The 19,510-nt window shown below is 62.9% G+C and carries 20 protein-coding genes; 10 read left to right on the top strand and 10 right to left on the bottom strand.

Features of this window, described 5'->3' with window-relative positions; translation table 11 throughout:
- Window positions 1-6: 6 nt before the first annotated feature.
- Entirely contained in the window at window positions 7-930 is a 924-nt protein-coding gene (locus PXK07_RS12100) for a fatty acid desaturase (RefSeq protein ID WP_274848570.1), read from the bottom strand.
- Window positions 923-1,129, bottom strand: a complete 207-nt coding sequence (locus PXK07_RS12095) for a DUF2061 domain-containing protein (protein WP_274848569.1) — start codon at window positions 1,127-1,129, stop codon at window positions 923-925. The genes PXK07_RS12100 and PXK07_RS12095 overlap by 8 nt, the downstream gene beginning before the upstream one ends.
- 147 nt (window positions 1,130-1,276) lie before the next feature.
- On the opposite strand from PXK07_RS12095, the gene PXK07_RS12090 reads away from it, so the two are divergent.
- The gene (locus tag PXK07_RS12090) at window positions 1,277-2,137 is read left to right on the top strand and encodes a helix-turn-helix domain-containing protein (RefSeq protein ID WP_274848568.1); all 861 of its coding nucleotides are present in this window, start codon (window positions 1,277-1,279) and stop codon (window positions 2,135-2,137) included.
- On the opposite strand, the gene PXK07_RS12085 is transcribed toward PXK07_RS12090, so the two are convergent.
- Genes PXK07_RS12085 through PXK07_RS12070 form a run of 4 tightly spaced genes read right to left on the bottom strand, consistent with a single transcriptional unit; the run spans window position 2,134 to window position 5,660 of the window.
- Window positions 2,134-2,841, bottom strand: coding sequence for an SDR family oxidoreductase (locus PXK07_RS12085; protein ID WP_446728377.1), 708 nt, complete (start codon window positions 2,839-2,841; stop codon window positions 2,134-2,136). The two genes, PXK07_RS12090 and PXK07_RS12085, sit on opposite strands and share 4 nt — an antisense overlap.
- A gap of 55 nt (window positions 2,842-2,896) precedes the next feature.
- Window positions 2,897-4,369 (bottom strand): carnitine 3-dehydrogenase, encoded by a 1,473-nt coding sequence (locus tag PXK07_RS12080; RefSeq protein WP_274848566.1) that lies wholly within the window; start codon window positions 4,367-4,369, stop codon window positions 2,897-2,899.
- A complete protein-coding gene (locus PXK07_RS12075; RefSeq protein WP_274848565.1) occupies window positions 4,366-4,746 on the bottom strand; it encodes a hypothetical protein in 381 nt (126 codons plus the stop codon). The genes PXK07_RS12080 and PXK07_RS12075 overlap by 4 nt, the downstream gene beginning before the upstream one ends.
- Window positions 4,743-5,660 carry a 3-keto-5-aminohexanoate cleavage protein gene (locus tag PXK07_RS12070; RefSeq protein WP_274848563.1) on the bottom strand — a complete coding sequence of 306 codons (918 nt, stop codon included), beginning with the start codon at window positions 5,658-5,660 and terminating at the stop codon, window positions 4,743-4,745. Before PXK07_RS12070 ends, PXK07_RS12075 begins: the two co-directional genes overlap by 4 nt.
- 135 nt (window positions 5,661-5,795) lie before the next feature.
- Here PXK07_RS12070 and PXK07_RS12065 point away from each other — a divergent pair, with 135 nt between their 5' ends.
- Entirely contained in the window at window positions 5,796-6,830 is a 1,035-nt protein-coding gene (locus tag PXK07_RS12065; RefSeq protein WP_274848561.1) for a GlxA family transcriptional regulator, read from the top strand.
- Between the two features lie 228 nt (window positions 6,831-7,058).
- On the opposite strand, the gene PXK07_RS12060 is transcribed toward PXK07_RS12065, so the two are convergent.
- Complete coding sequence (locus PXK07_RS12060) at window positions 7,059-8,102, bottom strand: aldo/keto reductase (RefSeq protein ID WP_274848560.1); 1,044 nt, start codon at window positions 8,100-8,102, stop codon at window positions 7,059-7,061.
- A 207-nt stretch (window positions 8,103-8,309) separates the two neighbouring features.
- On the opposite strand from PXK07_RS12060, the gene PXK07_RS12055 reads away from it, so the two are divergent.
- From PXK07_RS12055 to PXK07_RS12040, 4 genes are all read left to right on the top strand, one after another.
- Complete coding sequence (locus PXK07_RS12055; RefSeq protein WP_274848559.1) at window positions 8,310-8,711, top strand: rhodanese-like domain-containing protein; 402 nt, start codon at window positions 8,310-8,312, stop codon at window positions 8,709-8,711.
- Between the two features lie 178 nt (window positions 8,712-8,889).
- Window positions 8,890-9,291 (top strand): rhodanese-like domain-containing protein, encoded by a 402-nt coding sequence (locus PXK07_RS12050; protein ID WP_274848558.1) that lies wholly within the window; start codon window positions 8,890-8,892, stop codon window positions 9,289-9,291.
- Window positions 9,292-9,395: 104 nt separating this feature from the next.
- Window positions 9,396-10,259, top strand: coding sequence for a hypothetical protein (locus tag PXK07_RS12045; protein ID WP_274848556.1), 864 nt, complete (start codon window positions 9,396-9,398; stop codon window positions 10,257-10,259).
- A 64-nt stretch (window positions 10,260-10,323) separates the two neighbouring features.
- On the top strand, window positions 10,324-11,547 hold the full coding sequence (locus PXK07_RS12040) for an MFS transporter (protein WP_274848555.1): 1,224 nt from the start codon (window positions 10,324-10,326) through the stop codon (window positions 11,545-11,547).
- A 61-nt stretch (window positions 11,548-11,608) separates the two neighbouring features.
- Here PXK07_RS12040 and PXK07_RS12035 read toward each other — a convergent pair whose 3' ends face one another.
- Window positions 11,609-13,321: a flotillin family protein gene (locus tag PXK07_RS12035; protein ID WP_274848554.1), complete on the bottom strand. Its 1,713-nt coding sequence runs from the start codon at window positions 13,319-13,321 to the stop codon at window positions 11,609-11,611.
- A 46-nt stretch (window positions 13,322-13,367) separates the two neighbouring features.
- The gene (locus PXK07_RS12030; protein WP_274848553.1) at window positions 13,368-14,138 is read right to left on the bottom strand and encodes an OB-fold-containig protein; all 771 of its coding nucleotides are present in this window, start codon (window positions 14,136-14,138) and stop codon (window positions 13,368-13,370) included.
- 255 nt (window positions 14,139-14,393) lie between these two features.
- Between PXK07_RS12030 and metG the strand changes: the two genes are divergently transcribed.
- Window positions 14,394-16,112 (top strand): methionine--tRNA ligase, encoded by a 1,719-nt coding sequence (gene metG / locus PXK07_RS12025; protein WP_274848552.1) that lies wholly within the window; start codon window positions 14,394-14,396, stop codon window positions 16,110-16,112.
- A gap of 20 nt (window positions 16,113-16,132) precedes the next feature.
- Here the strand turns inward: metG and PXK07_RS12020 are convergent, their stop codons facing one another.
- Window positions 16,133-16,495, bottom strand: a complete 363-nt coding sequence (locus tag PXK07_RS12020) for a hypothetical protein (RefSeq protein WP_274848550.1) — start codon at window positions 16,493-16,495, stop codon at window positions 16,133-16,135.
- Window positions 16,496-16,683: 188 nt separating this feature from the next.
- Between PXK07_RS12020 and hemP the strand changes: the two genes are divergently transcribed.
- The 3 genes from hemP (at window position 16,684) to PXK07_RS12005 (ending at window position 19,333) form a co-directional block, all read left to right on the top strand.
- Complete coding sequence (hemP, locus tag PXK07_RS12015) at window positions 16,684-16,854, top strand: hemin uptake protein HemP (protein WP_274848549.1); 171 nt, start codon at window positions 16,684-16,686, stop codon at window positions 16,852-16,854.
- 98 nt (window positions 16,855-16,952) lie between these two features.
- Entirely contained in the window at window positions 16,953-18,233 is a 1,281-nt protein-coding gene (locus PXK07_RS12010; RefSeq protein ID WP_274848547.1) for an imelysin family protein, read from the top strand.
- An 89-nt stretch (window positions 18,234-18,322) separates the two neighbouring features.
- The gene (locus tag PXK07_RS12005; protein WP_274848546.1) at window positions 18,323-19,333 is read left to right on the top strand and encodes a porin; all 1,011 of its coding nucleotides are present in this window, start codon (window positions 18,323-18,325) and stop codon (window positions 19,331-19,333) included.
- Window positions 19,334-19,510: the final 177 nt, after the last annotated feature.

Raw genomic sequence — 19,510 nt, 5'->3', positions numbered from 1 at the left:
GGGCGCTTATCCGTTCTTTTGCCAGAGCGGATGCGGCACCGGATCCTTGGTTCGCAGCAGATAGTGCCAGAAAACCTGCAGGTAGGAGCGATAGACATAGGCCTCATTCGCCTCTTTGTAGGCCGGTTTGTGGAGGCGATAGAGACGCGGCAGCGCATGCCAGGGCACGCCCGGATGCATGTGATGTACGATATGCAGGTTGTTGTTCAGGAACAGAAACGCCAGCGGGCCGCGATCCTCTACCAGAACGGTGCGGGCATGGGGATCCTCATGGGCGCGATGTTCCAGGAAGGTGCGGATTTTGAGCAGAGCAAGGCCGAGGTACACCGCCAGCGCATAGGCCCAAAGCGGCATGGGGGACCGCCAGACCAGCCAGATCACCACCACCACGCCCGCGACATGCAACAGCCAGTCGACGATCACCTGCCGTTCCCCTGCCCGGATCATTCGCCAGTCTCCGTGCATGAAACAGACCTGGGAGATCAACGGCCCCAGCAGCATCCGCCCCAGCAGCGTGTTATTTGCCCGCAACAGCAGTTGTTGCCATTTGGGCAGCCCGCCCCAGACCTTGGGACACAGGTAATTGCTTTCGGGATCGTCAAAAGGATCGGTCAGCCGTTCATCCCGATGGTGTGCCAGATGGGTATCCCGGAAGCGGCCGTAGGGGATCACCAGATTCAAGGGCAGCGCCATCAGCGCCTCATTCAGGGCCCGGATGCGAAAGGGATGCCCATGCAGCGCCTCGTGGCACAAGGACGAATGAAGGGCGATCAACAGCCCGCTCACCATGATCGCGAGCCAGATGCCGATCACCGGCAACCAGACAATGCCCGCCAGCCATGCGCCATAGCAGGCCAGGATCAGCGCAAGCGTTCCCCATTCCACCCCGCGCGGCATGCATTCCGCGGGCACCTTCGGCATCTCAGACATGCACCCGCCCCCAGGAAATACCTGCCCAGACCCGCTCGTAGATCAGATAGGTCACGAACCCGAGAGCGGCATTCACCAGCGCCATCACGCCTCCGACGCTGGCTGAACCAGTGGCGAGGAAGCCGACCAGCGTCATCACCGAAAAGCCGATTGCGTTCCATATCACGGCCTTTACGACCGACCGCCTGCGCGCCTCCATTCCGCCTCCTTTTCAAGGGCATGCTGACCCTTTTTGGTTGCTGCGCATGGGGATGGCAGCCGTTCACGGACAGATTACGAGCGCCTTCTGATGTGCGGAATTCCGAATATGATTAACAAATCTCAGCGACTGTGATATTTATCACCAATGGAGATAGATATCGACAAGCGCCTGCGCGCCAAACAGTTCCGCGAGCGCCTGAGCCGGGCCATGAGCACCCGCGGGATCAGCCAAAGCGCCCTAGCCCGCCAGACCGGCGTGGATCGCTCCACCATTTCGCAGCTTCTGACCGATCAGGGCGCGCGGCTGCCCAATGCCCATGTCGTAGGATCCTGTGCCTCGGCGCTGGGAGTTTCGGCGGATTGGCTCCTGAGCCTGTCGGAACGTCCCGAAAATGCAGCCGAACTTCTGGCCTCCAGCATGGCGGTGAGCGCAGCACCGCGCGCCCTGGTGGATGAGCAGATCTTTGACTGGCACCGCGAGGCTGCGGGCTACAAGATCCGCCATGTTCCTGCGGCCCTGCCCGACATGCTGAAGACCCGCGCGCTTCTGGAATGGGAATATGCGCCGCACCTGGGCCGCTCGGCCGACCAGGCCATCGGCGCATCAGAGGACCGCCTCGCCTGGATGCGGCAGGCGCAGTCCGACTATGAAATCGCCATGCCCACCTATGAACTCGAAAGCTTTGCCCAGGCCACAGGCTATTACGAAGGCCTGCCGCTGGAGATCCGTCTGGAGCAGCTGGACCATTTCGAACAGATCTGCACCCAGCTCTATCCGCGACTCCGGGTCTATCTATTTGATGCCAAACGGTTGTTTTCCTCACCGCTGACCATCTTTGGCCCGCTCCTGTGCGTCTTTTATGCAGGCAGCCACTACATGGCCTTCCGCGACCGCGAGCGGGTGGAGACCTTCACCACTCACTTTGACCGGCTGGTGCGTGAAGCCGACCTGACCGCCCGCCAATTCCCCGAGAAACTGCGCGCCTACAAGGAGTATCCGCTTTAGACCTTGGGGTCTGGATTCTCGGTGTGGCCATCCACCGCAATCACCTGACCTGACACCAGCCGTGCAGCATCTGAGCCAAGGAACACCGCCATATTGGCCACATCCTCGGCCCGAACCCAGGAGCGCATGGAGGTGCCTGCGGCATAGCCCTGATAGACCGCATCGCGGCTCATGCCCTTGAGCGCCGCTTCGCGTTCCAGCACGCCCTCCATGCGCGGCCCCTCGACGGCGCCGGGACAGATCGCATTGGCGCGGATCCCGTGCGGCCCCAACTCCATCGCCAGCGTCTTCATCAGCCCGATGACCGCCCATTTCGCCGCCGAATAGGGCGCGCGGTTGGGGTAGCCATAGATCCCGGCGGTAGATGAGGTCAGGATGATCGCCCCCCGCCCCGCCGATTTCATCAGGGGCGTCGCGTATTTCGCCGCCAGAAAGGCGCCCTCCAGATTGACGCTGACGCAAGCGCGCCAGTCCTCAAGGTTGATGTCCTCGACCTGTGCGGTTGGCCCGGCGATCCCGGCATTGGCGCAAAGCACATCCAGCCCGCCCGCTGCGGCGATCTCATCAAAGACCGCGTGCATCTGGACCTCATCCGCCGCATTGGCCAGGTGGGTCTGCCATGTGTGCGGCAGCTTCCCCAGCGCCGAGGCATCCAGATCCGTGACCCAGACCTCGGCGCCCGCAGCGGCGAAGGCTTCGCCCATGGCCCGCCCGATGCCGGAGGCGCCCGCCGTGATCAGAACCCGCACAGCGCCGGACCTAACGCGGTGCGCCGATGGCTCGGCCCAGCCCCTCGGGCGCGGGCAGTTCCGCATGGGCGCGTGCCAGCGTGGCAAGGTTTTCGGCCAGATGCGGCGCAGGCGGGGCAGAGCGGCGGGTGCTCAGGTCCACATGCAACAACATATGCTCCCCGGTCGCCAAAAGGCGCTCGCCCTCGTACATCTCATGCCACAGGTGCATCTTCTTGCCCTCGGCCATGATGACGCGGGTCTTCACCTGAATGGGATGGCCTGCGTGCACCTCGTCGATATGGCGAATGTGCGTCTCGGCAGTGAAGAAACTGCCACCCGAGGCGATATAGTCCGCATCGCAGCCGATGATCGCCATCAGCCGGTCGGTGGACTGGGCAAAGGCATCCAGGTAGCGGCTTTCGGTCATATGGCCGTTGTAGTCGGTCCAATCCAGCGGCACGACACGATTGAGCGTCAGCACCGGCTGCGAGGGATCGCTGATCTCTGCCACGGTATTGGCAAGACCCATGGCGCCTTCGCGCGCCTTGTCATGGGCGTTCTGAAGCGCGCCCGCCCCCCAGTTGGTATTGCCCAGCGCCCGCATCATGCCGACCAGGTTGTCATCGCGGATCCGTTCCAGCTCGCGAATGGAGTGCTTGCCCGACTGCGCATCGGACTGGCCCGCGATCAGATCGACAAGCTCGTCATTGAATTCGGGCACATCCATCAGCTTGGTCCAGGGCCAGGTGAGGCACGGCCCGAACTGGGCCAGGAAGTGCTTCATGCCCGCTTCGCCGCCCGCCACCCGGTAGGTCTCGAACAGGCCCATCTGCGCCCAGCGGATGCCAAAGCCATAGCGGATCGCGTTGTCGATTTCCTCGGTGGTGGCGATGCCGTCCTTGACCAGCCACAGCGCCTCGCGCCAAACGGCTTCAAGGAAGCGATCCGCCACATGGGCGTCGATTTCCTTTTTCAGATGCAGGGGATACATGCCGATGCCAGAGATGATCTCCTTGGCCTTGTCGATCACCTCAGGTGTGTTCGCCTCAGTGGTGACCACCTCGACCAGCGGCAGCAGGTAGACCGGGTTGAAGGGATGCGCGACAACGATCTGCGCGGCGTTCGTGAAACCGTCCTGCAATTGCGAGGGCTTGTAGCCCGAGGTGGAGGATCCGATCACCGCGCCGCGCGCCACGTGATCCTGCAGCTCGGCGTAGACCTTCTGCTTCAGATCCAGGCGTTCCGGCACGCTTTCCTGCACCCAAGATGCGCCCGCCACCGCCTCCGCAATGGTGGGGTGGAAAGACAGCGCGCCTTCGGCGGGCAGTGCCACGTTGCCAAGGCCCGGCAGGGACCGGCGCGCGTTACCCAGAACCTCGGCAATCTTGCGCTCAGCCTCGGGATCGGGATCAAAGACCCGTACGTTCCAGCCGTTCAACAAGAACCGCGCGGCCCATCCGCCACCGATGACGCCACCGCCGATGATTGCTGCTGTTTTCATTCTGTTTTCTCCAATTTCATACAGCGCACCAGGTTCGCCATGACACCGGTCTCACCGATCACCAGCAGGCGATCCTCCGGTGTCACCAGAAAGATCTGCGCATCGTTGTATGCGTATCCGGCATCCAGACACTGCAACTGCAAGGACCAGCTATTGCCCACACCCACTGCCTCGACGCCCTTGATGTCACAGCTCCATTCCAATCCGAACAGCCCGTCAAGGCCATACCAATCGGGGGTGCCCTCCCCGACCTCTCCGGCCTTGGCGCACCAGGCGGCATTGCGCGCCCAATAGCCCTCCCAGAGGGGGGCGTCCTCCGCATTTACCGCGAAGGGGGCACCGATCAGAGCGGCTATGGCCAGGGCTTTGCGGATCACTTCGCCACCGGTGCGCGTTTCACCAGGCCCAGCTGCTCACGCACCTCGGCGGCGCCGATCACCCGGGCGCCCATATTCTCGATGATGGTGCCAGCGCGTTCCACCAGCTGCCAGTTCTCGGCCAGAACGCCTTTTTCCAGCCAGAGGTTGTCCTCAAGGCCGACGCGCACATTGCCGCCCGCCAGGACCGAGGCCGCCACATAGGCCATCTGATCGCGCCCGAGCGAGAAGGCCGACCAGTCCCAATCACCCGGCACGTTGTTGACCATCGCCATGAAGGTGTTGAGATCATTGGGCGCGCCCCAGGGCACCCCCATGCAGAGCTGTACCAGTGCGGGGCTGGTCAGGATGCCTTCTTTTACCAGCTCTTTGGCGAACCAAAGATGGCCGGTGTCAAAGGCTTCGATCTCGGGCTTCACGCCCAGGTCCGTCATCATCTGCCCCATGGCGCGCAGCATGCCGGGGGTGTTGGTCATCACGTAATCGGCCTCGGCAAAGTTCATGGTGCCACAGTCGAGCGTACAGATCTCGGGCAGGCACTCGGCCACATGGGCCATGCGGGCGGTGGCGCCGATCATGTCGGTCCCGGCCTCCTTGACCGGCAGCGGGTTTTCCACGTCGCCGAAGACGATATCGCCGCCCATGCCTGCAGTCAGGTTCAGGACCACATCGGTGTCGCTGTCGCGGATCCGGTCGGTGACTTCTCGGTAAAGCCCCAGATCGCGGCTGGGTGCGCCGGTTTCGGGATCGCGTACATGGCAGTGCACCACGGCAGCGCCCGCCTTGGCCGCCGCGATGGCGCTTTCGGCGATCTGCTCAGGCGAGCGGGGCACATGCGGGCTGCGGTCCTGGGTGCCGCCCGATCCGGTGACGGCGCAGGTGATGAAGACGTCGCGGTTCATGGTCAGAGGCATGTTTTTGTTTTCCCCTCGATGTACAGGGTTTTGCCTTGGGTTATCCCCAGACTCCCCCCCAGATTCCTGTTTGCCTTGACCTCTACTGTGCCTCAGCCTGTGAGCCAACAGTTGACGCAAAGCGAATCCCACTTGATGAAATCCGCGAAAAACATCCTGCAGCCCGAGCATCGCCCGCTGAAATGCGCGGTCCTGGTGCTGGACGAATGCAACACGCTCTCCTTCGCGGCGGCGGTCGATCCGATGCGGGCGGCCAACCGGCTGGCCGGGCGCTGCGCCTTTGACTGGGACTATATCAGCGCAACCGGCGAGGCGCCGATGCTGACCAGCGGCCTGACAGTGCCGACGACGCCGCTGTCGCGGTTGGAGGGCTGCGATCTGTTGATCGTGGTCGCAGGATTCCAGCTGGCACGCCACGCCACCCCCAGCCTGCTGGCGGGGCTGCGCCGGATCGCGGCCACCGGCGCCACCATTGCGGGCATTGACGGTGGCCCCTGGCTGATGGCCGAGGCAAGGCTGCTGGACGATCACCCCGCCACCACCCATTGGGAGGATCTGGAGAATTTCTCGGCCCGTTTTCCCGATGTGGATTGCCGCAGCGATCGCTTCACCGTCTCTGACGGGCGGCTCACCTCGGGCGGCGCCACCCCTGCGATCGAGATGATGCTGCATATCATCAGCGCCCGCCACGGCGCCGGATTTGCCGCCCGCGTGGCCGGGCTGTTCCTCTATGATGGTCCGAGCAGCGCGCCACGTCCGCAAAGCCGCCTGGGCGGGCACAAGCACAATGCGATCACCGCCAAGGCCAATGCCCTGATGGAGGCGGCCCTGGACGAGCCGATGCCCCTGGCCCGGATCGCCGAGACCCTTGGCACCAGCCCGCGCAGCCTGCAGCAACAGTTCCGTCTGCGCCTCAACACGACGCCACAGGATCACTACCTGCAGCTGCGTCTGGCCGAGGCGCGCCGCCTGGTGACAGATACGGACCTGCCGCTGATGGATGTGGCCATGGCAACGGGCTTTACCTCGCAGTCAAGCTTTGCCCGCGCATTCCGGCTGGCCCATGGCACCTCGGCCCGCGATCTGCGCATGGCGCGCAATGACGCGCAGTCGGCCAGCTATTCTGCACAAGGCACTGGCAGTGAAAGCCATCGCCCAATCGCGCATTGAGGCAGATCCGCTCCGTCAAGCGTGACGGATGTATCGCCCGGCGAAATGTAGCTCCAGCCATGAGCCGTCGCGCTCCCGCGCAGCCTTGTCACATGTGTCATGCGACATCGGCCCCTTGGGCCAGGCTCGGCGCCTACGCGCCGAGCCTGGCCCAAGGCCGCCAAGGGGTATCGGCATCAGCCGATGCACCTGCGGGCGCGGGAGCACTCGCCTGCTGGTTCCGGCACGTCAGTAAGGCATCGGATGCGCCCGGTGGGCTGCGTCGATCTCTTCCAGGATTTCCGGGGTCAGCGTGACCTCAACCGAGCGCAACGCATGTTCCAGCTGCGGCACGGTGGTCGCCCCGAAAATGGCGGAGGCCATGAAGGGACGCGTGCGGCACCAGGCCAGCGCCATGTGCACCGGATCCAGACCGTGTTTGCGCGCGATCGCAAGATAGGCATCCACAGCATCATAGACGCGCGGCGAATGGCGCCCGCCCAGGTCCGGGTTCAACGTCTTGCGCGATGCCTCAGGCACTGCGCCGTTCTGATACTTGCCGGTGAGCAAGCCCGTCGCCAGGGGGGAAAAGGCCATCAGCCCCACATCCTCGTTCACGCTGAGTTCGGCCAGATCCGTGTCATACATCCGGCACAGGAGCGAATACTCGTTCTGGATCGAGGCCACCCGTGGATGGCCCTTTTCCTCGGAAAGCCGCAGCCATTGCGCAGTGCCCCAGGCGCTTTCGTTGCTAAGGCCAAAAGCGCGGATATTGCCCTTGTCCACCTGGGCCTGCAGCGCCTCCAGGCAGTCCTCCATATTGGCTAGGGTCTCTTCCCGGTTCTGCCCGGAAGGGTCATAGCTCCAGTTCTTGCGGAACATGTAGCTACCGCGGTTGGGCCAGTGGAACTGGTAAAGATCGATGTAGTCGGTCTTGAGACGCTTCAGTGAGCCTTCAATCGTCGGCGCGATGGTCTTTGACGAGATCGCCTCCCCGTCACGCACCGCCGCCAGCCCCTCGCCTGAGTGTTTGGTGGCCAGGATGTAGTCGCTGCGTCGCCCGGTCTTTTCGTTCCAGTTGCCGATGATCGCCTCGCTGTCGCCCACCGTCTCCTTGCTGACCGGGTTTACCGGGTACATTTCGGCGGTATCGACAAAATTGACGCCTGCCGCCAGCGCCATGTCGATCTGGGCATGGGCATCGGCCTCACTGGTCTGGGTGCCAAAGGTCATGGTACCCAGACACAATTCGGAGACCATCATACCGGTACGGCCCAAAGGGTTCATTTTCATATCGCGCAATCCCTGTTTGTCATTTCCCGAAAGAACCTACTCCTGACCCAAAGGAGTGCAACCCTATGCCAAGGTGTCCTTTACGCATCGCCATGCGTGCCGCCATGATGATGACGCTAACACAGATCCAAGTCCAAGACCGAAGTCACAGAAAGGACACGTTTAAGGACCCCGACAACTGCAACATCAGCACGGAAGGAGCCCGTTATGACATTCACTACCAAAAAGAGTTTCAAGGTTCTTGTCGCCGAATCCAATGCCGTGGTTCAACATGTCGATATCGAGGAAGCGCAGGCGCTTCTGAGCCAAAGTCACACCCAATTCGTCGATCTGCGTGACATTCGCGAGCTTTACCGGACTGGCGTCATCCCCGGCGCATTCTCCTGCCCACGTGGCATGCTGGAATTCTGGATCGACCCCGAAAGCCCCTATTACAAGGAGGTCTTCGGCCGCGAGAAACTGTTCGTCTTCTATTGCGACAACGGCTGGCGTTCGGCCCTGGCGGCCAAGGCAGCACTCGACATGGGCCTGCCCGATGTGCGCCACCTGGAGGGTGGACTGGATGCCTGGATGCAAGGCGGCGGTGCACTTTCTCCGGTGAAATGGTGAACCCGCCCGCAAGGCGCACCTAGCGCCCCTGATCCATCGGTCTTCCGCCCCGGCCTTCCTTGGACAGCCGGGGCTTTTTGCTGCAACCGACCAGCCCTGCGCCATCTTCCCCTTCGTGGCCTTGCCGAAGCCGCAAAAATAGAAGAGCCTCCCGCAAAACCGATACCGGGAGAGCCTCATGCCGCAGACCATCACCAAGGGCATCAAAGCCCTGCTCGCCGAAGCCAATGCCGTGGTTGACACCATATCCGTGGCAGAGGCCAAGGAAAAGGCCCAGGACGAGGCCTATGTCTTCGTGGACCTGCGCGACATCCGTGAGCTGCAACGCTCCGGCATGATCCCCGGCGCCTTCTCCTGCCCGCGTGGCATGCTGGAGTTCTGGATCGACCCCGAAAGCCCCTACCACAAACCGGTCTTCAATCAGGACAAGACCTATGTCTTCTACTGCGCCAGCGCCTGGCGGTCGGCGCTGAGCGCCCGCGCAGCCACGGAGATGGGGCTGGCCCCGGTCCTGCATCTGGAAGGCGGCTTCACCAAATGGGTCGAAGAGGGCGGCCCCGTGGTGCCCCGCGACAGCTAATTTGCATTTCGGACTGGGCAGCAGAGCCGGTCAGGTGCAGCTGCCCACCCCAAGCAACACTCAAGCACCATTGAGAACAAATAGCGAACATGCTAGCTTGCCTCATGTCGATTCATCCCAATGCCTCCCGCCTTCTGGCAGCCGGTCACGCCCTATCCCTGCCCCGCCAACGGCAGCACTCGGGCAGCCTGACCCTGCTGAAATCCATCTCCCTGCTGCGGGGACGGGCGCATGAAGCCTGCGGGCGGGCGCGGTGCAGTTTTGCCCTATGGCTCGCTGGTGTGACACAGGGACCCGTGGTGTGGATCGCCTCCCCGCAGGAGCGCGCCCATCTGAACCCCGACGGGATCTGCGACTTCGCAGATCCGGCCCGGTTCCTGTGGATTACCCCGTCCCGAGGCGACGATGTCCTATGGGTCATGGAAGAGGCCCTGCGCAGCGGCGGCGCGCCGCTTGTGGTGGCCGAACTCCCTGCCCCTCCAGCGATCGCCCCGGTCCGCCGCCTGCATCTGGCCGCAGCGGCAGGTGCTGCCCCGGCCCTGGACGGGTTGCCGCCACTGGGTCTCTTGCTGACACCGGGCGACGGCGGCGCCCAGGGGATCGAAAGCCGCTGGTCCATGCAGCCTGCCCATCATGGAGGCCATCGGTGTTGGCAGCTAGGACGATTGCGCGCCCGCGCCCAGCCGCCGCGCCAGTGGCAGATCACGCAGCCCGCGCCGCGCGCACCCTTGGTCGAGGTTTCGACACAGAATGCCGACCGCCACAGGGTCGGCGCGGCCCCCGACAACATGCCGCGAGGGCTCCCGCGCCTGCGGGATGCAGCGGCTGCGCCCCTGCCCCCTGACAGCCTTGGGCCCAGCGCCGGGCAAAGCCCGGCGCTGGGCCCAAGGGGCGAAGGCCATCGCAAGAGGATCGCCGCCGCGCGGGAGCGCCCGGTTTCTGACACAGAAACCCAGTTCATGGTTTGAATACGACCATAAATGGCGCTAAGCGCTAGGCATCCTGCGCCATTGCCGCCAAGGTCACCCCATCATGCGCCTGATCCTATCCTTTGCCGCCCTGTTTCTATCCGTCATTCTGCTGCAACTTTCGGCAGGCGGTGTCGGCCCGCTTGATGCGATCTCGGGCCTCACGATGGGATTTGACAAACAGGAAATCGGCCTTCTTGGCTCGGCGCATTTCCTGGGCTTTTTCATCGGCTGCTGGTGGGCACCCCGATTGATGGGAACAGTGGGACATTCGCGCGCCTTTGCCGTCTGCACCGCCCTTGGCGCCATGGGATTGCTCGGACATACATTGACCGAGGCCCCCCTGGCCTGGGCCACCATGCGCATCGCCTCGGGCCTATCGGTGGCCGGCTGCTATACGGTGATCGAGGCCTGGATGAACGCCAAGGTCACCAATGAAAGCCGCGGGCGGGCGATGGGCAGCTACCGGCTGGCCGACCTCACGGCCTCTCTCGCCGCGCAGCTGATGATCGCCGTTCTGCCGCCTGCCTCCTATGTCTCCTACAACCTCTTGGCCCTTCTGTGCTGCGCCGCCCTGCTGCCGCTCACCCTGACCCGCAACAGCCAGCCCGCGACCCCCGCCGCACCGCGCCTGCGGCCCGGCCTTGCCTGGCGCTGTTCGCCGCTGGCGGTCGTGGGCGTCATCGTTTCCGCCGTCGGCTCCGCCTCTTTCCGCATGGTTGGCCCGATCTACGGCACCGAAGTGGGGCTGCATTTGAACCAGATCGCCTTTTTCCTTGCCGCTTTCGTGCTGGGCGGGGCGCTGGCGCAATACCCGGTGGGCTGGCTTGCGGACAAAATCGACCGCCGCTGGGTGCTGATCTGGCTCTCGGTCGCCGCCATCCTGTCCTGCGCCTTGACCATCATGATCTCTGGCCTCAGCACCGAAGCCACCATGCTGATGGCCTGCCTGTTCGGCCTCTCCGCCTTTCCGGTTTTCTCCGTCTCTTCCGCCCATGCCAATGATTTTGCCACATCGGAAGAACGGGTCGAGCTGGCCGCCGCCTTGATGTTCTTTTATGCCCTTGGCGCGATTGCGGCCCCCTATGTCGCCTCCACTCTGATCGAAGGCTTCGGACCAAAAGCCCTGTTCGTCTTCATCGCGCTTGGACACCTGGCCTTGATCCTTTTCGGCCTGTCACGCATGCGCTCGCGCCCGACCCCGGAAGAGCGCACCAATTACGTCTATGCGCCGCGGACCTCCTTCACCATCGGGCGCCTGACCAAAGGCTCGCGCGAGAATCGCTAGAGCCCAAAGAAAAGGGCCGGAGGAAACCGGCCCTTTCATCCCTCATCCTGTCACCCCCGGCTTATGCCTTGGAGGTATCGACCTCCTCCACTTCTTCAAGGACCGGGGGCTCGATCCGTCCCGCATCCTCGATGACTTCAGGAGAGACCCCCAAGGCACCGCTGGTGATCCCGGCAACACCGTCCTCCATCGACAGGCCCAGTTCTTCGCCCAGTTTCTTGAGCGCGGGCATCTGCACCGCCATGCCCATGATGGAATCCAGCGCCTGGTTGACGACGGGCTTTTCTCCGCCGCCCGCAGAGGCCGCAACAGTCCCCGCGCCGCCCGCGCCAGCCCCCATGCCGCCGACCTGATGGATCTTGATCGAATCGATCTTTTCCGCAGGTTTCACCATTTCGGCGACGATGGAGGGCATCGCCTCGATCCGGGCCAGATCCACCTTGAAACGGATCTGTGCCTCCGAAAGGACATTGTCCGCCTCGACGATGGCGCGTTTACCTTCGGCTTCGGCCAGCATGTCATTCTTCTTGGCCTCGGCGCGGATGTTGAGCGCGTCGGCCTCGGCCTGCGCCTCTTCGCGGCGGGCTTCGGCGCGGTCGGCGGCGGCTTCCTTCTCGGCCTGGGCTGCCAGTCGAATGCCAGTGGCCTGACGCTCCGCTTCGCGCGTGGCTTCGATCAGCACGATCTGCTTCTGACGCTCGGCCTCGGCCACCTGGCGGGCGGTTGCCACCGCTTCGGTCGCCTTGGTGGCTTCGGCGCGGGCCAGATCGGCCGAGGCACGGGCGCGGCTTTCCTCTTCGGATTTCTGCGCGATGATGATCTGCCGTTCCTGTTCGGCCACTTCCAGCTCGCGCTCTTTCGAGATTTCGGCCTCGCGAATCTTGCGCTCCCGCTCGATATCGGCGGCGCGAATGGCCTCTTCCCGCGCGATCCGGGCGCGTTCGGTCTCGCGCACGCTATCCTCGGTACGGGCGGCGATCTCGGCCTCTTGTGCCACGCGCAGGGTTTCCACCTTCTGTTTCTGCTCGATCCGGGCCTGTTCCTCGTCCTGTTCGATCAACAGCTTCTGACGCTCGGCCTCCATCGCGGCGCGGCGCACGGCGACATCCGCCTCCGCATCGATCTGGGCGCGTTCCTTCTTTGAAACCGCGATCACCTCGGCCAGCCTGCGCATACCCACCGCGTTAAAGGCGTTGTTTTCATCCAGCGCCTCAAACGGGGTCTGATCCAGCGCCGTCAAAGAGACGGATTCCAGCGACAGACCGTTCTTCAACAGATCCTCGGAGACCGCATTCTGCACCTCCTGAACAAAGTCGGCGCGGTTCTCATGCAGCCCGTCCATGGTCATCTGGGCGGCCACGGCACGCAGACCGTCGATCAGCTTGCCTTCGATCATCTCGCGCAGCTGCTCCACATCGAAGGTGCGGCTGCCCAGGGTCTGGGCCGCGCGGGCGATCCCCTCGGCCGTGGCCATGACCGAGACATAGAATTCGACCCCCACATCGACGCGCATGCGGTCCTGGGTGATCAGCGCCGCCTCGCCGTCGCGCTTCACCTCAAGGCGCAGGGTCTTCATGTTGACCGGGCTGACCTCATGCAGCAGCGGCACCACGATCGTGCCCCCGTCCATGATCACGCGTTTGCCGCCAGCCCCTGTCTTAACAAGGCTGATCTCGCGGGTGGAGCGCCGGTAAAGTCGGCCAAGAACAAGCCCGAACAGCGCCAAGAAAACCAGAATACCAACTACAACAATCAACAGAAACTCAAACTCCATTGAGAAACCTCCCTTTGGGTGAAAAGTTAGAATTTTATCGTCAAGCTTATTCGGAGACGGCAACAAGCACGTAACTCCCTTTGCGCCGATCCCGGATCACCAGAACCTCGGTGCCCTGGGCGATGGTCTCGCCCTCTGTCAGGGGTTCGGCGCGCAGGTAGTGGGCATTGCCGTAGCCATCGATGACGCGCACTTCGGCCGGGCGGCCCCTGGCGGCGGTGCCTTGGGTGACCACGCCGCGGCGGCGCCCCAGGTTGCGTTCTGACAGAACCTCGGTCTCGGTCTGGGGCAGGACGCGGGCAAAGGCAGCGCCAAAGATGCGCGCGAACCAGAAGGCAAACGCAGCGGCAGGAAGGACCGCGATCCAGGCCGGAGCCGTCAGGCCGAAGGAAGATGACAATGCCACCTGCAACCCCATGCCCGACAGGCCAAAGCCCAGCAGCACAGCCCCGAGCCAGATCACCATCGGCATGCGGCCCAGCCCCAGCCAACCAGCCAAGCCCGCCGGTGCCGAAACACCTGCGTCAACTGGCGTATCCGGGCCAAGCTCCAGATCGAGATCCAGATCCAGATCTGCATCCGGCAGCTCCAGGTCGGCAGCGTCAATGCCCTCAAACCCGCCAAGATCCGCGCCATCAAGGTCAAGATCGAAATCACCGACCTCTCCTGCGCCGACATCCAGATCCGCATCTCCATCAGCGCCGATCAGACTGCCCCCAAGCAGCAAGGCCACCAGTTCCAGCACCATCAGGCCGGTCAGCAGCGCAAGCGCAAGGGTAAAGGGGGCAAAGGCGCCCTCAAGCAGAAATTGCAGCATCTAGATACGGACCTCTCAACTCGGATTCGAATAAGTATGCGATAGTATACAATGCATATGGGAAGGCTTTGCGCCCGTTTCAACCCCCGCACCCGTACAACCCTAGGGCAAGATGGCCGGGAGATCATTGATATACAAGAGAAAACTCCGCCCCGCGATGGAAAGACCGGTTTTCCAAGGAAAGCCACAGGCGGGGTTCCCGCCGCCCCCGCCATGCGTTAGACGGTCAGGCAAAGCGACATGTGGATGGATGGTATGGAACGCATTCTGATTACCTCGGCGATCCCTTACATCAACGGGATCAAACATCTGGGCAACCTCGTGGGCAGCCAGCTGCCTGCCGACCTTTACGCGCGCTATCAGCGTGGGCGCGGCAATGAGGTGATGTTCCTCTGCGCCACAGATGAACACGGCACCCCGGCCGAGCTGGCCGCCGCCAAGGCGGGCAAGCCGGTCGCGGAATACTGCGCCGAGATGCACGAGGTGCAGGCCGGGATCGCCAAGGGATTCTGCCTCAGCTTCGATCACTTCGGGCGCTCCTCCAGCCCGCAGAACCACGCGCTGACACAGCATTTCGCAGGCAAGCTGGCCGAGGCCGGGCTGATCCGCGAAGTGGTGGAAAAGCAGGTCTATTCCAACGCCGACGGCCGCTTCCTGCCGGACCGCTATATCGAGGGCACCTGCCCCAACTGCGGCTTCGAGAAGGCGCGCGGCGACCAGTGCGAGGAATGCACCAAGCAGCTGGACCCCACCGACCTGATCAACCCGCGCTCGGCCATCTCCGGCTCGACCGATCTGGAAGTGCGCGAGACCAAGCACCTGTACCTGTGCCAGTCCGCCATGAAGGATCAGCTGGACGCCTGGATCGACAGCAAGGCCGACTGGCCCGTCCTGACGACCTCGATTGCCAAGAAATGGTTGCACGATGGTGACGGGCTGCAGGACCGTGGCATCACCCGCGATCTCGACTGGGGCATCCCGGTCAAGAAGGGCGCGGAAGACTGGCCCGGCATGGAAGGCAAGGTCTTCTACGTCTGGTTCGACGCCCCCATCGAATATATCGCCTGCGCCAAGGAATGGGCCGATGCCCATGGCAAAACGGACGCCGACTGGGAGCGCTGGTGGCGCACCGACAAGGGCGCCGAGGATGTGAAATACGTCCAGTTCATGGGCAAGGACAACGTGCCCTTTCACACCCTGTCCTTCCCGGCCACGATCCTGGGATCAGGCGAGCCGTGGAAGCTGGTCGATCACCTGAAGTCGTTCAACTACCTGAACTATGACGGCGGCCAGTTCTCCACCAGCCAGGGGCGCGGCGTCTTCATGGATCAGGCGCTGGAGATCCTGCCCGCCGATTACTGGCGTTGGTGGCTGCTGAGCCATGCGCCCGAAAGCAGCGATTCCGAATTCACCTGGGAGAACTTCCAGCAGTCGGTGAACAAGGATCTGGCCGATGTCCTAGGCAACTTCGTCTCCCGCATCACCAAGTTCTGTCGCTCCAAATTCGGCGAAGAGGTACCCACGGGCGGCGCCAACGGCGAACAGGAAACGGCCCTGATCGAAGAGCTGACCACGCGCCTGCGCGCCTATGAGCAGCACATGGAGGCGATGGAGGTGCGGAAATCGGCGCAGGAGCTGCGCGCGATCTGGGTTGCGGGCAACGAATACCTGCAATCGGCCGCGCCCTGGTCGGTCTTCAAGGAAGACCCCGAGCGCGCCGCCGCGCAGGTTCGCCTGGGTCTGAACCTGATCCGCTTCTACGCGGTGCTGAGCGCACCCTTCATCCCACAGGCCAGCGCCAAGCTGATGGAGGCGCTGAACAGCAGCGACGACAGCTGGCCCTCGGACGTGGCGGCAGCCCTTTCCGCCCTGCCCGCAGGCCATGGCTTCACCGTGCCGGAGGTGCTGTTTGCCAAGATCACCGACGAGCAGCGCGAAGACTGGCAGACGCGTTTTTCCGGCACCCGCGACTGATCAAAAACCATGCACACCGTTCAAAGGCCGCCCATTGGGCGGCCTTTTCTGTTTTTGGCCTTCATGGCCAGCCAACATATCCGGGCCCCTTGCCGCCTGTTGATCCGCCGCGCGCCTGCGTCCGCTGCGCCCGTGCTACAATAGCCTTTGATTGCAGAGCCTTGCACGCGCTCCGCCGCCCCTTCGATCACTGTTGCGACCCAATGAACAATTGCGCCGAAATGTGGCGTTTCTCCGCGACCGAGCAGACAATTCTCTACGGAAAACCTTATTCCGACTAAAAAAGTCAGATTGACTTTGCTGAGTAAATAAATCAGGTATAGCCCAATCCAGCCAGCCTGACGGATTTCAGGTGAGCCCGAGAGAATCGAGACACTCAACATTGCGTCATCATGTCGAACCCCGCAGCCAGCCCCCGTCAGCGCTCCAGTGAGCCACAGCTTCAGGATGCCCTGAGCCCGATACTGCCCGGGATCTTTGCGCGCTCCGGCACATTGAGCGGCTTTTGCCTGGAATGGCTTCTGGACCGGGCCGAGTTCGACAGGGCGGATTACAGAAATGGGCACCCCTTATGAACCAGATCGCATCAGAACCGGTGGCGACCACCGCCACGACCGAAGTATTCCCGACCTACAACGCTGAAGACCTGACACGGGGCGGCATCCAGGCCCGCATCCTGCTGAACGGCCAGATCTACAGCCTGCGCATCACCCGCGCCGGGAAGCTGATCCTCACCAAATAGGGCATGGCGCGACAGTGCTGCCAGACTTGCCAGGTGCCGGACCCTCTACCCCGTTTTCAATTCAGACCTACAACCAACCCAAGCAAGGATACTCCCTGATGAAGTCTCTGTTTCTCTCCGGAACCGCCCTGGCGGGCATGATCCTGAGCGGCACCGCAGCCCTGGCCGCGGGCGCAGCACCCGAAAAGGGCGCCGTGCTGACCACCTATGCCAATATCGCTCAGGCCAAATACGAAGACAGCCTGGCCACCGCACAAGAGCTGCAAAGCGCCGTCGAGGCCCTGATTGCCTCCCCCTCGGCCGAAGCGCTGCAGGCCGCCCGCGCCGCCTGGCTGGCCGCCCGCGTGCCTTATCAGCAGTCCGAGGTGTTCCGGTTCGGCAATGCCATCGTCGATGACTGGGAAGGCAAGGTGAATGCCTGGCCGCTGGATGAAGGCCTGATCGATTATGTGGACGCCTCCTATGGTGGCCCGTCGGATGAAAACGCCCTGGCCGCGCTGAACGTCATCGCCAATCCTTCGTTCGAACTTTCCGGCAAGACCATCGACACCAGCGACATCACACCCGCGCTGCTGGAAGAGACCCTGCACGAGGCGGACGGCATCGAAGCCAATGTGGCAACCGGCTATCACGCCATCGAATTCCTGCTGTGGGGTCAGGATCTGAACGGCACCGATCACGGCGCAGGCAACCGTCCCTGGACCGACTACGCCGCGGGCGACGCCTGCACCGGCGGCAACTGCGACCGTCGCGGCGCCTATTTGAAGGCCGCAACCGACCTCCTGGTCTCCGACCTGGAATGGATGAGCGCGCAATGGGCCGAAGGCGGTGAGGCACGCGGAACTCTGATGGCCGATGAAGGCGCAGGCATCGTCGCCATGCTGACCGGCATGGGATCGCTGTCCTACGGCGAACAGGCCGGTGAGCGGATGCGCCTGGGCCTGATGCTGAACGATCCGGAGGAAGAGCACGATTGCTTCTCCGACAACACCCACAACAGCCATTACTATGACGGCTTGGGCGTTCAGAACGTCTACCTTGGCGAATATGTGCGCGTGAACGGTGAACTGGTCTCCGGTCCGTCCCTCTCCGATCTGGTGGCAGCCGCTGATGCGGAACTTGACACCGAGCTGCGCGGCAAGCTGTCCACCACCATGCTGGCCCTTGGCCGCATCAAGACCGCAGCCGAAGCAGGCTTCTCCTATGACCAGATGCTGGAGCAGGGAAATGCCGCGGGCGAAGTGCTGGTCATGGGCGGCGTCAACGGGCTGATCGACCAGACCCGCTCGATCGAGCGCGCTGTTACAGCCCTGAAACTGAGCAGCATCGCATTCGAAGGATCCGACAGCCTTGACAATCCCTCGGCTGTCTTCGAATAAGTCACAGTGACGTAATAACATAACATCACAAGCCTGTGGTCTGGCCTGTCCGCCCTTGGCGGTCAGGCTGTTCTGAAGAAAGAAAACCTATGAAAATCAACTCCTCCCTCGCGCCTGTCCTGGGCGTACCCGCCCTTCTATGCGCAACCGCTGCACATGCCGAATTCTCCTGGGAAGGCGAAATCGAACTTGGCAATGAACAGGTCGTCTCCTCGGATGTGGCGGCCAACGAAATCCGCGACACCTACCTGGTTGTCACCGCCACCGGCACCTATTCCTTCGGCAACGGCGTTGAGTTCTTCTCGACCCTGACCGCCGAAAGCGTGATCGATCCGGTTGCAGACCGTACCTTCGAAGACATCGGTCTTTATGTCGAAGAGATCGGCTTCAGCTTTGGCATCGGCGAGGCGACCACCGTCACCATTGGTAAACTGCACCCGGTCTTCGGCACCGCCTGGGACGATGCTGCGGGCTTCTTCGGCAGCAGCCTGGCCGAAGACTATGAGTTGGCGGAACAGATCGGTGTCCTGGCCGATGTGGAACTGGAGGGCGCAGGCACCCTGTCCTTTGGCCTGTTCTATGCAGATGACACCGGCCTCAGCCGCTCCTGGGGCGAGGACCGCGGTCGCAATCGTGCCTCCGCTGGCGGCGCCGGCAACACCGGCGAGCTGGACAACTTCGCAATCCAATGGGCCTACAACGTCGGCGAGACCCGTTTCCACATCGGTGCGCGCCACCTCAGCGCCAGCGTTGGCGACGTGGATGACGAGCAGGGCATCGTGGCTGGTATCGGCCATTCCTTCGCAGGCGGTGTCGACGTCTTTGCAGAGGTCGCCTCCTTCTCGAACTTCGGCGGTGGCGTCGATGACGCGACCTTCGTCACCCTGAATGCCGCCTATGGCACCGGCCCCTGGAGCTTCTCCGGCACCCTGGCCCAGCGCGATCTGGAAACCGCTGGCGAAACCGATCTGGTCTCCATCGGCGTGGACTATGAGTTCCAAAGCGGCGTCGCCCTTTCCGGCGCCCTGGCCCGGGTCGAAGACACCGGCGTGGAAGACACCATTCTGGGTCTGAGCGTGGTCATCCCCCTGGGTGGCTGACTGGGTGGCTGACAAGCCCATGAATTTCCCTCGGTTTTGAATGGAGACATCCAGATAGACCGAACTGGGCCGCAGGTTCTGCGGCCCTTTTTTATGGCGGAAACCTCTGGCTGAACGCTCAAAATCCGGTGATCGACGCAAATTCCGATAGAAACACTCAGCATTTTGACTTGCTTG

The sequence above is a fragment of the Phaeobacter sp. QD34_24 genome (genome assembly GCF_028890115.1).
Classification (GTDB): domain Bacteria; phylum Pseudomonadota; class Alphaproteobacteria; order Rhodobacterales; family Rhodobacteraceae; genus Phycobacter.
Note: the sequence above shows the minus strand (reverse complement) of the source record. Positions and strands in the feature narration are given on the sequence as shown.